The 13708-nt window shown below is 44.8% G+C and carries 15 protein-coding genes; 12 read left to right on the top strand and 3 right to left on the bottom strand.

The features are described from left to right. Positions 1–677: 677 nt before the first annotated feature. Positions 678–791 carry a helix-turn-helix domain-containing protein gene (locus V7M78_RS21645; protein ID WP_442914653.1) on the bottom strand — a complete coding sequence of 38 codons (114 nt, stop codon included), beginning with the start codon at positions 789–791 and terminating at the stop codon, positions 678–680. 105 nt (positions 792–896) lie between these two features. Here V7M78_RS21645 and V7M78_RS12320 point away from each other — a divergent pair, with 105 nt between their 5' ends. From V7M78_RS12320 to V7M78_RS12290, 7 genes are all read left to right on the top strand, one after another. Next, complete coding sequence (locus V7M78_RS12320) at positions 897–1484, top strand: hypothetical protein (RefSeq protein ID WP_333649920.1); 588 nt, start codon at positions 897–899, stop codon at positions 1482–1484. Positions 1485–1804: 320 nt separating this feature from the next. Continuing rightward, on the top strand, positions 1805–2317 hold the full coding sequence (locus V7M78_RS12315) for a dihydrofolate reductase family protein (protein ID WP_333649918.1): 513 nt from the start codon (positions 1805–1807) through the stop codon (positions 2315–2317). A gap of 121 nt (positions 2318–2438) precedes the next feature. After that, a complete protein-coding gene (locus V7M78_RS12310; RefSeq protein ID WP_333649916.1) occupies positions 2439–3245 on the top strand; it encodes a shikimate kinase in 807 nt (268 codons plus the stop codon). A gap of 5 nt (positions 3246–3250) precedes the next feature. Continuing rightward, positions 3251–3676 carry a bacteriohemerythrin gene (locus V7M78_RS12305; RefSeq protein WP_333649914.1) on the top strand — a complete coding sequence of 142 codons (426 nt, stop codon included), beginning with the start codon at positions 3251–3253 and terminating at the stop codon, positions 3674–3676. Next, positions 3669–4115: a chemotaxis protein CheX gene (locus tag V7M78_RS12300; protein WP_333649912.1), complete on the top strand. Its 447-nt coding sequence runs from the start codon at positions 3669–3671 to the stop codon at positions 4113–4115. The genes V7M78_RS12305 and V7M78_RS12300 overlap by 8 nt, the downstream gene beginning before the upstream one ends. A gap of 154 nt (positions 4116–4269) precedes the next feature. Further along, positions 4270–6132 (top strand): urease accessory protein UreH domain-containing protein, encoded by a 1863-nt coding sequence (locus tag V7M78_RS12295; protein WP_333649910.1) that lies wholly within the window; start codon positions 4270–4272, stop codon positions 6130–6132. A 140-nt stretch (positions 6133–6272) separates the two neighbouring features. After that, complete coding sequence (locus tag V7M78_RS12290) at positions 6273–6830, top strand: DUF2318 domain-containing protein (RefSeq protein WP_333649908.1); 558 nt, start codon at positions 6273–6275, stop codon at positions 6828–6830. Between the two features lie 15 nt (positions 6831–6845). Here V7M78_RS12290 and V7M78_RS12285 read toward each other — a convergent pair whose 3' ends face one another. Further along, entirely contained in the window at positions 6846–7205 is a 360-nt protein-coding gene (locus V7M78_RS12285; RefSeq protein ID WP_333649906.1) for a winged helix-turn-helix transcriptional regulator, read from the bottom strand. 145 nt (positions 7206–7350) lie between these two features. Here V7M78_RS12285 and V7M78_RS12280 point away from each other — a divergent pair, with 145 nt between their 5' ends. The 5 genes from V7M78_RS12280 to V7M78_RS12260 all read left to right on the top strand — a co-directional run bounded on the left by V7M78_RS12280 (position 7351) and on the right by V7M78_RS12260 (position 12991). Next, positions 7351–9822 (top strand): heavy metal translocating P-type ATPase, encoded by a 2472-nt coding sequence (locus tag V7M78_RS12280; RefSeq protein WP_333649904.1) that lies wholly within the window; start codon positions 7351–7353, stop codon positions 9820–9822. Positions 9823–9832: 10 nt separating this feature from the next. Continuing rightward, on the top strand, positions 9833–10558 hold the full coding sequence (locus tag V7M78_RS12275; protein ID WP_333649902.1) for a hypothetical protein: 726 nt from the start codon (positions 9833–9835) through the stop codon (positions 10556–10558). Between the two features lie 52 nt (positions 10559–10610). After that, positions 10611–10820, top strand: coding sequence for a copper chaperone CopZ (gene copZ / locus V7M78_RS12270; RefSeq protein WP_333649900.1), 210 nt, complete (start codon positions 10611–10613; stop codon positions 10818–10820). A gap of 72 nt (positions 10821–10892) precedes the next feature. Next, positions 10893–11600: a response regulator transcription factor gene (locus tag V7M78_RS12265; protein WP_333649898.1), complete on the top strand. Its 708-nt coding sequence runs from the start codon at positions 10893–10895 to the stop codon at positions 11598–11600. After that, positions 11597–12991, top strand: a complete 1395-nt coding sequence (locus V7M78_RS12260; protein WP_333649896.1) for a HAMP domain-containing sensor histidine kinase — start codon at positions 11597–11599, stop codon at positions 12989–12991. Before V7M78_RS12265 ends, V7M78_RS12260 begins: the two co-directional genes overlap by 4 nt. A 120-nt stretch (positions 12992–13111) precedes the next feature. On the opposite strand, the gene V7M78_RS12255 is transcribed toward V7M78_RS12260, so the two are convergent. Next, on the bottom strand, positions 13112–13696 hold the full coding sequence (locus tag V7M78_RS12255) for a class I SAM-dependent methyltransferase (protein WP_333649894.1): 585 nt from the start codon (positions 13694–13696) through the stop codon (positions 13112–13114). Between the last annotated feature and the right edge of the window lie 12 nt (positions 13697–13708).

Raw genomic sequence — 13708 nt, 5'->3', positions numbered from 1 at the left:
AGAGTCTCTCAGGGCTATGAAAATGGAAAAGAGGTAGCAGGACATGACCAACGAGGAATTTGTAATCAGGATCAAGGCCGGGATTGATCCGGCAGAAAATATGCTTGCCCTGTATAATGATGTAAAGGCCTTTATCCGTACAATAGCCTGAAGCACCGGGGGATATCTTCTGATAGCCTGCTACCAGGGAAAACAATTGCACACTGAAAGAGGATATGCTATTATTGTGATATGGAACAATCGTGTCACTGCAAGGGCGTTGGCCTTCCATCATACATAGATGGGAGGTGGTGCGGATGAAATATGACTTTAAGGATATTATGGCCTTTGGCATGTTTATTATCGCATTACTTACCTTTATTTTCGTAAATTGTAAGTAACGTTTTTTCTGTAAAGTCCTGGAAACAGGCATAGAAAAACCACCCTTGTATACTTTGGCGAGTTCGAGGGTGGATTTCTATCTTCTAATGGCCAACCCCTTGTATTGGGGCGGTTGTTCCTTTTGTAATTCTAATATAGCATATCTGGCGGCAGGATTCAAGAAAGATTTACGCAAGGCGTAAAAAAAGATATAAAATTTACGCAAAGCGTAGTTAAAGAACGCAGTATACCAATTCTTGAGTAATACTTTCATTTCAGATTGTTCTAACTTCTGTACGCATATCTAGTACAGCAATTTAGGCCTGATATTCCACGCCAGGGACATATTCCACTATATTACCGGGGAGACATTGAAGTGATTTACAGATAATTGAAATATTATCCCAAGATACAGACTCGTTATTACGAATGTTTTATATAGTTGCTTCACTTAACAGCTTTTCTTAGTCGAATAATGGGTATTTTATTTCGTTGGATATTGATGTATGATAGAAAGAAAAAAGGATATTTAGTATATGGCTGATTACGGATTTGATGAAAAAGTTGAGTTGAAAAAATACAAGGGTGTTGGATCTGGTAAAGGATTTTATAATTATTGTAGTTGGGAAGAATCAGTGTTAGAAAGATATAGAAAAATTACCGAACTTAAATTTATTACTAATTTGAAGGCAAAATTAAATAGAGAATGCAGGCAATGTGAGAATTACCGGGAATCAATATTATCATTTTGGATTCCGCTTTTAGCATTGATGATTTCACTTGCCTTAACCTTAACTTCTGCATTTATTAGCTTAAAACAATATCAAGACAGTGTACATAATGATGCAAACAATGCATATCTTGAAAGTTTGAATAAAGCCAATGTTGAGGGCAATATATTAAATGAGAGAAATGTAGAGTTATTACAAAATAGGGTTGATCAATTAAAACTTAGCATGGAGTATGTCTTTGGTTCATTTTACCTTTTGTACATAATACTTGTAGTACTTATTGGGATATTTTGGGTTAATTTAAAAGAGAAATCTGAAAAAATTGTTTTTTATAAAGACTATATTATTGTCTTAGATAAGGTCATGGAAGAAAAAAATAAAGATATTCATTAATATTATTATAAAATTGCGATAAGTTAAAAAGAGATTGCCCTCCGTTTCTTTCACTCAAAACAGACACATTTTCAAATAAAAGGTATAAAAAGGAACCCCAAACAGTGTTTTCAATATGCTATAAAATACAAAGCAGTACAGTAAAGTAATCAGAAGGCGGTGCCTTCGTCTGAGCGGAATATCTGCTTGGGCGGAGGCGTTTTTACATTTGACTGACAGGTGATGCTCTGCAAAAGAAGATCTGGAAAAGTAATGGGATTAATGGTAAAATAGCAGCATAGAACGGTACTTTACACGGGAAAATGAATGGGGGTTAGAGGATGAGTGTATTTTTTTATGGCTGCATAACAATGGATGGTTATCTTGCGGACAAAAACCATGGTTTGGACTGGCTTCACCAAACAGGCGGGGTAGAGGAAACGGATTATGAAAGCTTCTATAAGAGTATGGATATTACCGTTATGGGGAAAAGGACATTTCATGAAATTGAAAACATGGATAATGCCGGCAGTTTTTATCCAACTACTGAAAACTATGTATTTACACACGATAAAAGCTTATCTTTGAAAGAATTTATTCCTGTAAGCGGCGATGTAGTTGAATTTGTCAGAGGACTTGAAAAGGATAAAAATGTCTGGATTATAGGCGGAAACACAATATTGGCTCCTTTACTGGATCAGGATATGGTGGATCAAATGATCATACAGATTGCTCCTGTGCTGCTGGGGGATGGAATTCCTTTGTTTTCGCAAAAAGAAGGGTTAAAAAGGTTTTGCTTAGAGGAAGTAAAAAAATACGGGCCCTTTGCAGAATTGGTTTACCGTAAGCTGTAAGAATAAAACACAGCTTTTAAGATTGGATAGCAAAGTATTGCTTTACAATCTGTCTCTCATGTAGGTATAATGGAAAAAACCAATGGAATTGAGTGTATAAAACAAAAAACGGAGACAAGAGATGAGAGAACTGAATGAGATAAAAAACGATCTGGACAGCTGCGGCAGGGAATTGATTAAGCTTTTGGAAAAAAGGCTTGACTGCGCGGCAGAGCTTATGGAATATAAAAAGGCCCATGGATTTCCTCTTTTTTCACAGGAAGAAAATATCTGCCATGAAAGCCTGTATGATGATATAAAGGACCATGTCTATGAAGAGGAATTGAAGAAGATTTTTAAGCATGTGGGAAAAGCGGAAAAGGCCGTACAGGGGAAAAGTCTGCTTCATTCCAACATTGCCCTGATTGGGTTTATGGGCACAGGGAAAAGCACGGTTTCCAAATATTTGAGGGGCATGCTCGCCATGAAAGAAGCTGATACGGACTCCATGATCGTTCAAGAACAGCAGATGGAGATTAAGGATATTTTTGCACAGTATGGGGAGGAGTATTTCCGCAACTGCGAAAGCAATGCCATTATCAGCCTGCAAAACTGCCGCCGGACCATTATTTCCTGCGGAGGCGGTGCGGTAATCAGAGATGAAAATGTAAAGAATTTAAAAAAGAGCAGCCGTATTGTGCTGCTGACAGCCAGCCCTGAGACAATTCTGGAGAGGGTGAGGTACAGCGATGAGCGGCCCATTTTAAATGGAAATATGAATGTGGAATTCATAAAGGGGCTCATAGATAAACGTGCCGCCTACTATAAAAGGGCGGCCGATATTACCGTTGAAACGGACTGTAAAAGCGTGCAGCAGATCTGCGAGGAGCTGGTTGCGTCTCTGATCCGGTTTGAGGCGGAAGCAGAAAACGAAAGAGAAAGGAAGTAATAATCATGCTTTGGAAAGAGAAATATGAATTAGGCGTTCCGTTGATTGATGAGCAGCATAAGGAACTGTTTCAGCGTGTGGAAGCATTTATGAAGGTGCTTCGTTCTTCATCCTCCTGGGAGGAGAAGGTAGAACAGGTCAATGAAACTCTGGCGTTTATGAACGCATATGTGGTGGAGCATTTCAGGGACGAAGAGGAATACCAGGAGAAGATCGGCTATCCGGGCAGCGAGGAGCACAGAAGAATACATAATGATATGGTGAATTTTGTCCTTACGGTTACCCGGGAATATGAAAGCAGCGGTTATGAGGAACAGCTTATGCAGCGGTTTGCAGGCAAACTGATGGCCTGGCTTATTAACCATGTTGCAGCAGAGGATCAGCGCATTGCTGCCTATGCCATTGAAAAGGGGGTGGCCGGTCATGACTGATCTCTACAACCCATTTTTAGAGGCTACCCGCAATGTGTTCCAGTTGATGCTGGATCTCACAGACGTTTCCGGCCAGCCGGCAGATTGCTTTGACTGTGAGAAAGAACTGGATGTTTCCATAGGCTTTACGGGAGATTTACAGGGAGAAGTGGTTTACCGCCTTCCTCATGAAACCGCCTTTGGCCTTGTCAATTCCATGAGCGGAATGGAATTTGACGAGGTAGATGAATTTGTTACTTCCGCAGTATCTGAGATCGCCAACATCATCAGCGGAAATGTGGTCACCCTCCTTGCAGGAGAGGATTTGACCTGTGACATCCTTCCACCGGTATTGAAAACTCCTGATGAAGGAGAAGAATATACCATACGCACAGCCTGTTGTGTGACGACATCCTTAGGCGAGGTTTATCTGGACATCCGGTTTAATCCTGGAGAATAATGGAATAAAATCAATGGAATACGTCTGCATCCCTTTTCATCGGGTATGCAGGCGTATTTTTATTTATGTAAATAATCGAAAAAACATTCATCTCCACAACTTTTACAAATTCTCCTGTTATTCTTGGGTTCAGAAACGAAAAGGAGGATAGGTCATGGGCTCTGGTTTGAAAACCAAAAAGTTGCGTATCGGCGGAATGACCTGTGTTAACTGCCAGAATAAGATTGAAAAGAAATTGAAAAATACTGCGGGAATTGAACATGCGGAAGTAAGTTATAACGCAGGAACAGCTACCATCACTTATGATACGGATATTATTTCCTATAAAAGCATTGTGGAGCTGATTGAAAAATTGGATTACATGGTATTAGAGGGAAATGGAAAACAGGAATCCGGCTCCAGCCGGGCCATTGGACTGGTTTTGATCATCATTTCCCTGTACATGATGCTGGAACAGTTCGGATTTTTAAATCTCATGGCTCCAAGCCAGTTGGCAGAAGCAAACATGAGCTATGGAATGCTGTTTGTCATCGGCCTGGTCACCTCGGTTCATTGTGTGGCAATGTGCGGAGGAATCAACCTTTCCCAGTGTATGCCGAAAGGGGAAGAAGGAAATGGGGAGCAGGGACGTTTTTCCGCCCTTCGTCCAACCTTTCTCTATAATCTGGGACGTGTGATCTCTTACACGGCAGTGGGCTTTTTAGTGGGAATGCTGGGTTCCGTCGTCACTTTTTCCAACACCCTTCAGGGAGTGCTGAAGCTGGTTGCCGGAGTGTTTATGGTGATTATGGGAATCAATATGCTGGGGATTTTCCCCTGGCTTAGAAAGTTTAATCCCAGAATGCCCAGGGCCTTTGCAGGAAAGATCAACAGAGAAAAGTCTAAAAGCAACAGCCCTCTGATTGTGGGATTGTTAAACGGATTTATGCCATGTGGCCCTTTGCAGGCCATGCAGATTTATGCACTGTCTACGGGGAACCCCTTTTCAGGCGCATTGTCCATGTTTTTATTCAGTTTGGGTACCGTTCCCCTGATGTTTGGTTTGGGTGCCATTTCCACAGTTCTTGGAAAGAAGTTTGCAGGCCGGATTATGACGGCAGGCGCAGTGCTGGTGGTTGTTCTTGGAATGTCCATGTTTTCCCAGGGAGTCAGCCTGGCTGGGTTTGAAGCTCCTGCGTTTTTAGCCGGAGAAAACGGGACCGGCGGTGACCAGCAGGAAGGTGGAGAAAATGTCAAGATAGAAGACGGAGTTCAGGTGGTCAACAGCACCCTTTCTCCTGGAAAATATCCCAATATTACAGTTCAGGCAGGTATACCGGTGAAATGGATCATTGATGCGCCTCAGGGAAGCATCAACGGCTGTAACAACCGGATATTCATTCGGGATTATGGGATTGAATATACATTCCAGACCGGAGAAAATGTCATTGAGTTTACGCCTGAAAAGCCCGGAAAGATCCGCTATAGCTGCTGGATGGGAATGATCCGCGCCAGTATCTACGTGACGGAAGAAGGGGAAGCAGGCACAGCGGAAGAAGGTGTGTTACAGGAATACAACCCGGAGACACCGGTTCCAGCAGGCTATGAGATTCCGGTAGAAGATGTGGTTATTGCGGAAAAGGGAGAAGACGGATACGGAAATGAAGTCCAGAAAATTACCTTAGAATATACTGACGAAGGCTTTAAGCCTGCCGTTGCAGTGGTGGAAACCGGAATGGATGTGGAGTGGGCAATTGTGGACAACAGCACAGAATCCGATTATGGTCTGGATCTTCTTGTTCCTGCTTTTAATACACAGCTTTTCCTGGAAAAAGGGGAAAACCTGCTTTATCTCACCCCCACGGACAGTTTTGACTTCTCAACAGGGGATAACAAGTTCTATGGTTACATCAAGGTTGTGGATGACATTGAAACCATGGATTTAGATGCAATTAAGAAAGAAGTCGGCAGTTTCCAGACCATGATCTGGCCTGAAGAGACCTTTCAGGGATCAGGCGGCGCTTCCTGCTGCCAGTAAGAGGAGGAGACATTTATGGGATTATTATTAAGCCATTGGCACTGTATTCTGCCGGCATTTGCCATGATAGCAGCCATGTTTTTTATGGGAAAGAAGTCTGATAAGGATGAATAGCATTGATGCTCAGGAGGTATATTAAGATGATTCAGAAGTTTTGGAATAAAACAGAAAAAGGCCATAAAACTGGCTTGAAAAAGAAAAATTGGATGGTTTCTGCAGGGCTTCTTGCAGCGGCCATGACAGCAGCCTTGGCTTTGACGGCCTGCGGATCCAAGGATAAGGCAGAAGCAGCAGGTGCTTCCTCAGATAAGGCCCAGGTCATTGCAGAGGGAGAGAATCTGGTGATTTCTGTAGGCGATATTTCAGAAACAGCCAGCTTCTATCCTGTAGAAGTGGATGGAACTCTTATGGAAGTGGTAGCGGTTCAGGCTCCTGACGGAAGTCTGCGGACGGCCTTTAACACCTGCCAGATCTGCTACGGTTCGGGAAGAGGTTATTATGTGCAGGAGGGAAATGTTTTAGTATGCCAGAACTGCGGAAACCGTTTCCCCATGAGCCGGGTAGAAGTGGAAGCAGGCGGTTGTAACCCATGGCCTATTTTTGATGAAGATAAGACCGTGACAGACGAATCTATCACGATCTCCTATGATTTTCTGAAAGAATCTTATAAAATATTTGAGAACTGGAAAATATCATAACTGAGGCTGTTTGTATCAGCCGGGAAATCTCATGGAGCAGCTTACGGAAATGCCATTTTGGCTTAAGTAATCTGCTCCCCATTTGTACATGGCTTCCAGAATAGGCTGAATGCTGGTTCCCAGCTCAGAAAGCCGGTATTCCACCTTGGGGGGAACCACCGGATATACGGTGCGTATGATCAGGTTGTCTTCCTCCAGTTCCCGAAGCTGCTGGGTCAGCATTTTAGGGGTGGCTTGGGGGATGAGCTTTCGAAGCTCTCCAAACCGCAGGGTGCGGTCAATTAAATGCCAGAGGATGAGAGCTTTGTATTTTCCTCCTATCATATCTAAGGTAGCGTCTACGGGGCAGTTAACACCGGTACAGTTATCATGCATGGAATTGTCCTCCTATAGTATCATTTTGGGTACTATAATACAAAAAAGTGCATACTTGCAAAAAACGAAATTAATGTCATAATAGTATCATAGTAACTGATAAATATCAAGGGACTCCCTAAAAAATAATCGTGAGGTGAAATATATGGAAAGTCAAATGTTAGATATACGGGGAATGACTTGCGCAGCCTGTGCCCAGAGAATTGAAAAGGTTGTGCGAAAGCTTCCAGGTATTGAGCAGGCCAATGTGAATCTGGCAAGTGAAAAGCTGTTTGTGGAATATGACAGCAGTGTTTTAAAGCTGGATCAGATCAAGGAAAAGGTGGAGAAGATCGGATACCAGGTGGTAGAACGGTCTGAAAATACCACAGTGACCATTCCCATCGGAGGAATGACCTGTGCTGCCTGCGCCCAGCGTATCGGCAAAGTGGTTGGAAAGCTGGAAGGTGTGGAAGAGGCATCGGTCAACTTTGCAACAGAAAAGGCAACCGTTACTTATGATCCCCAGAAAGTACGGCTTTCAGCCATTAAAGGAGCCATTGAAAAGGCCGGATACAAGGCTTTGGAGGTTGACAAAGCGGATGCCTCCGATGAAGATCGGGAGCGCAAGCAGAGGGAAATTAAGACCCTTTGGACTAAATTTATTATTTCTGCTGTTTTCTCCCTGCCGCTCCTTTACATTGCCATGGCACCTATGGTTCCATTTGTCACTTTGCCCTTCCCGGAGGCTTTGGACCATATGCAGTATCCCCTGGTATTTGCCGTAACCCAGCTTCTTTTGGTGGCTCCGGTGGTTGTTGTTGGATACCGGTTCTATACCGTGGGCTTTAAGGCTCTGATCCAGAGAAGCCCTAACATGGATTCCTTAATTGCAATCGGAACCACAGCCGCAGTGTTATACAGCGTTTACAACTTGTATCAGATTGCAGACGGACATTTTATGGCAGTGGAAGCCCTTTATTTTGAATCAGCAGGTGTCATTATCACCCTGATCCTTCTTGGAAAATCCTTGGAGGCTGTTTCAAAGGGAAGAACCAGCGAGGCTATTAAAAAGCTGATGGGTCTTGCGCCGAAGACAGCTCTCATTCTGGAGAATGGAGTGGAAAAAGAAATACCCATTGACGAAGTGGAAATCGGAGATATAATTGTAGTAAAGCCCGGCGATAAAATCCCGGTGGATGGAACCGTTTTAACCGGTCATACGGCCATTGACGAATCCATGCTCACAGGTGAGAGTATGCCGGTGGATAAAAAGGAAGGCGACAAGGTATACGCCGCTTCCTTAAATACAACAGGCGCCATTCAGTTCAGAGCTGAAAAAATCGGCAGCGATACAGCACTGGCCCAGATCATTAAGCTGGTGGAGGATGCCCAGGGCTCCAAAGCCCCTATCGCCCAGATGGCTGATATTGTTTCCGGCTATTTCGTGCCGGTAGTATGTGTTATTGCACTGGTTGCCGGTGTGGCCTGGTACTTTGGAACCGGAGGCGATTTAAAGTTTGCCTTAACCATATTTATTTCCGTGCTGGTTATTGCCTGCCCATGTGCTCTCGGTCTTGCAACTCCTACGGCAATTATGGTGGGTACGGGAAAAGGAGCTGAAAACGGCATACTCATTAAGGGCGGAGAGGCTCTTGAATCAACCCATAAAATCAACACCATCGTATTTGATAAAACAGGTACTATTACAGAAGGAAAGCCCAGAGTTACCGATGTGCTGACCACCGAAGGATTTTTAAGAGACCGTCTTTTACAGCTTACGGCTTCCGCAGAAAAGGGGTCTGAGCACCCTCTGGGTCAGGCGATTGTCCACGGAGCAGAGGATGAAGGTCTTGCCATACTGGCAACAGAAACCTTTGAATCTCTGACAGGACGGGGAATTGAAGCGAAAATTGACGGCCAGGTGGTTCTTGCCGGAAACAGAAAGCTGATGGATGAGAGAGAAATTTCCCTGGAAGGCATGGAGGAGACTTCAGACCATCTGGCGGAAGAAGGAAAGACACCTATGTATGTGGCGGTTGACGGCAGACTGGCCGGAATTGTGGCCGTTGCAGACGTGGTGAAGGAATCCAGCCGCAGAGCCATCGAAAGGCTTCACAAGATGGGCATTGAAGTGGCTATGATTACAGGAGATAATAAGAAAACTGCAGCAGCCATTGCAAAGCAGGTCGGTATTGACAGGGTTCTGGCTGAGGTTCTTCCTCAGGATAAGTCCAATGAGGTGAAAAAGCTTCAGACAGGCGGACGCAAGGTAGCCATGGTCGGAGACGGAATCAACGACGCTCCCGCACTGGCACAGGCTGATATCGGAATTGCCATCGGCTCCGGTACGGATGTGGCCATGGAATCGGCTGATATCGTTCTTATGCGGTCTGATCTGATGGATGTGCCTACGGCCATTGATTTGAGCAAGCACACCATCCGCAACATTAAACAGAATCTCTTCTGGGCATTTGGCTACAATACCGTTGGCATTCCCATTGCAGCCGGATTACTGCATCTCTTTGGCGGCCCTCTTTTAAACCCCATGTTTGCAGCGGCAGCCATGAGCTTAAGCTCTGTTTCCGTTCTGACAAATGCTTTGAGGCTTAAGAGATTCAAACCAAGTATGAAATAGAGGTGAGCGCATGAAGAATAATACAAAATTAATTGCAGGAATCGCCGGGGCAGTCCTTGTAGTGGCTGTAATCATGGTGACTGTACTGAATAAAGTAAATGGAGATCTGGATATAATCGGCCAGAGTTCCTTCCGGTCCTTTGGCCGGGTGTTAGAAGCAGCTTCCGGTCAGCTGGAAGCAGATGAGGCAAATGCAGGCTGGTCCCTTTCAGCCCCGGATAAAAGCGCACGCTTTGTCTGGAGCCAGGATTACAGCAAAAGCCCTGATTACGATGTGATGCTGGAATTTGATGCAAAGCCATTTCTGGATGCAGGGCTTGATACTGCAAGCCTTCCGGAAAGCTATACCGTAGCAGATGAGAAGCTGGTGGTAGGCAGTAAGCTTGGAGATGAGGCATTGGTCTATGATGGAGAGCCTACAGCTCTTGAGGCTTACGGACAGATCGTTAAAAAGCACCGCAGCGCAGTCAGCTACCATATGGGAGGCGACCATTACGGTGTTGGCATCGGTCATGGAAACGGCGTGGAATGGGCCAATGACCTGGAAATGAATATGGCAACCAAGGAAGCCCAGGATAAGGATTTGGTATTCGTTTTAAATCCTGAGCCCCTCATTGCCGCAGGAGTTGATCCTGAAAAGGTGGAAGGCTGGAATTACGCTGTGGTTCACGGTGCCAGTCACGGCGGAAAGAGCACAGATTCCTATAAGTTTTTAAAACCGGTTTCTTTGGATTAATTTCCTTAAAATAATTAATAATCAATCATTTATATCATGGAGGTAATTGAAAATGGCTAAATCAGTTATAAAGGTAGATGGAATGTCTTGTGAGCATTGCGTTAAGGCAGTTTCAGGTGCGGTAGGAGCGATTGCCGGAGTATCCGGTGTGTCCGTGGATTTGGGAGCAGGAACCGTAACGGTTGACCATGATCCTGATGAGGCATCTGTTGAAACCATTAAGTCCGAAATTGAGGATCAGGGCTACGACGTAGTGGAGTAAAAAGAAGACGGGAACCGCCAAAGAGGCGGCTCCCGCTTTTCGCTTTTCTTTCATAGATTCTGGAGGTGGCAAATGCTTAAAAACGTCAAAAATGTGCTGGTGGTGGATGACGAGCCCAAGATTTTAGAGGTAGTCTGTCTGCTTCTGGAAAGCAAGGGTTTTCGCGCTTTTCCTGCTGAGAACGGCCAGAAGGCCCTGGAGATATTTGACTCGGAGAATATCTCTCTTATTATTTTAGATCTGATGATGCCCGGCATTTCCGGCCAGGAGGTGTGCAGGACAATCAGGAAAAAATCCCGTGTTCCCATTATCATGCTGACAGCCAGGGTGGATGAAAGCGATGTGGTGGAGGGATTAGGACTTGGAGCCGATGATTATATTTTAAAGCCCTTCGGCTTAAAGGAGCTGTATGCCAGAGTGGAAGCAGTTCTCAGGCGGACGGAAAGTGACCTGGTACCTTTGATTAAGAGGAACTCCTGGAGGGACGGAGATTTAATGGTAGACTTTGAAAAGAATGAAGTGAGGAAAAAGGGGTTAAGCTTAACATTGACTCCCAGCGAACTGAAAATCTTATCTGTGCTCATTAAATATCCGGGAAAGGTTTTTACCAGGGAGGAACTGATTGAGTCGGCTCTTGACAAAGGCTTTGCAGGTTATGACAGAGCCATTGACAGCCACATCAAGAACATAAGGAAAAAGCTGGAGGATGACCCGAGAAATCCGGTGTATGTGCTGACCATTCCCGGCCTGGGATATAAGTTCGGAGGGGATGGAGGATGAGAAGCTTAAGAAAGCAGTTGTCTTTGTCCATTCTTTTAATCCTTCTGGTCACCATTTCCTTAATCGGCCTGCTTTCCAACTGGTTTATCAACCGGGGATTTGAAGAGTACATTACCAACTTAGGCCAGGAACGGAGGGAAAATATTGTCCATGATTTCAGCAGCCAGTATGACCCCTTTAAACGGAACTGGAGGCCGGAGTACGTCCATGCTCTTGGCATGAATGCCTTGTATGACGGATATATTTTAAAGCTTTACGATGAGGCTGGAACCATTGTCTGGGATGCGGAAAATCATGATATGAGCCTTTGCGGACAAATTATGGAGGAGATATCCGCCCGCATGAAGGATCGTAAGTCTAATGTAAATCTGGTGGAAAATACTTATGACCTTTTTCATGGCGGAAAACGGGTAGGTTCCCTTTCCATCAAGTATTACGGGCCGTTTTTTATGAATGAGGCTGACTTTAATTTTATCAATGTGATGAACAAGATCCTTTTGGTCATCGGCTTGTTTTCCAGCATCTGTTCGGTTTTGGTGGGAAGTCTCATAGCCAGACGGATATCCAGACCTGTGACAAAGACGGCTTACATTGCAACCCAGATATCAAAGGGCAATTATCAGATCAGATTTGAACCCGGAACCAGAATACGGGAGCTTGACGAGCTGGCCGCTGCCATCAATCACTTATCGGGAGCTTTAAGCGATCAGGAAAATCTGCGCAAGCAGATGACAGCAGATGTGGCCCACGAGCTGAGAACCCCTCTGACTGCACTTGGGTCCCATTTGGAGGCTATGGTGGAAGGTCTTTGGGAGCCCACCACAGACCGGCTGAAAAGCTGTCATGAGGAGGTTAAACGGTTGGGAACCCTGGTGGCAGATTTGGAGCAGCTTGAAAAAGTGGAGGGGGAAAACTTAAATCTGAATAAATCCTCCATGGATCTGCTGGAAATGGTACGCACCGTGTCTGATGCAATGAACGGGGAAATCACCAAGAAGGGGCTGACCTTGTCGGTGGATGGGGAGAAGGTTTTCATAGAAGGCGATAAGAACCGGTTAAGCCAGGTGGTTTCAAATCTGATTTCCAATGCCGTTAAATATACGGGGCAAGGAGGTTCCATCAAAATTGCCATATCCCAGACAAAGGACCTTGGAATCATAAAGGTGAGGGATACGGGAATCGGGATTCCAGAAAAGGAACTTCCTCTGGTATTTGAGCGTTTTTACAGGACTGATAAATCCAGGAACCGGAAATCAGGAGGCGCAGGCATTGGACTGGCTATTGTAAAATCCATTGCAACGGCCCATGGAGGCACGGTGACGGTGGAAAGCAAAGAGGAAGAGGGAAGCTGCTTTACCGTAAGCCTTCCCAAAGGGAAAGATGTGAGATGACATTCTGAATTTATAAACAGAGGGTGTCTTGAAATGGACTTGCTGGAAAACAGTACACAAAAAATGCGTCTTGACAAAAAGCTTTAAAAGCTGTTTCAAGGCGCATTTTCGTCCTATTATTTAAGAAAAGAGATAAACCGCATTAAAACGGTCCTTTCTATAAGGGTCATAAAAGCCGTCACTGATATCCCAGCCCTGAAAATCTTCCTTGTTAAACAGCAGATGTTCTGTCCGATGGGAACGCATGGGAATTTCTCCGATCAGGACTCCCTTTTTTGCGACCCGCAGCAGTTCTTTGGTAGCCTTATCCGCATATTCCTTATTATCAAAATAAAGGTAAACGCCGTAGCAGATGACCTTATCAAAGGATTTATCCTTAAAGGGAAGGTCTGCGGCTTCTCCGGTCAGAACTGAATTATGGAGAATTTCAATATGCTTCCGGACCAGGGTAGGGGAGTAATCAATACCAACATAATCACAGTCCAGATATTGAGCCAGAGCTCCGGCTCCGCATCCCACCTCCAGAACTTTGTCGTTTTTTTGAATATCCAGGCGCTTGGCAATCTGGCGGGCAACTTCTTCCATATCCACTTTCGTGGCCTCGTAGCCGTCATATGCCAAAAGATCCGTAACGGAGCTGTCTGCCAGTCCCTTCCGGGTCCATATCTGTTTCCAGGTTTCCAGTGTCGTTTCCTGATTGCTCATAATTTCATCCTC

It is taken from the genome of Lacrimispora sp., from assembly GCF_036758025.1.
Classification (GTDB): Bacteria; Bacillota; Clostridia; order Lachnospirales; family Lachnospiraceae; genus Lacrimispora.
The sequence above is the reverse complement of the archived record's forward strand: the minus strand, read 5'-3'. Positions and strand labels throughout refer to the sequence as shown.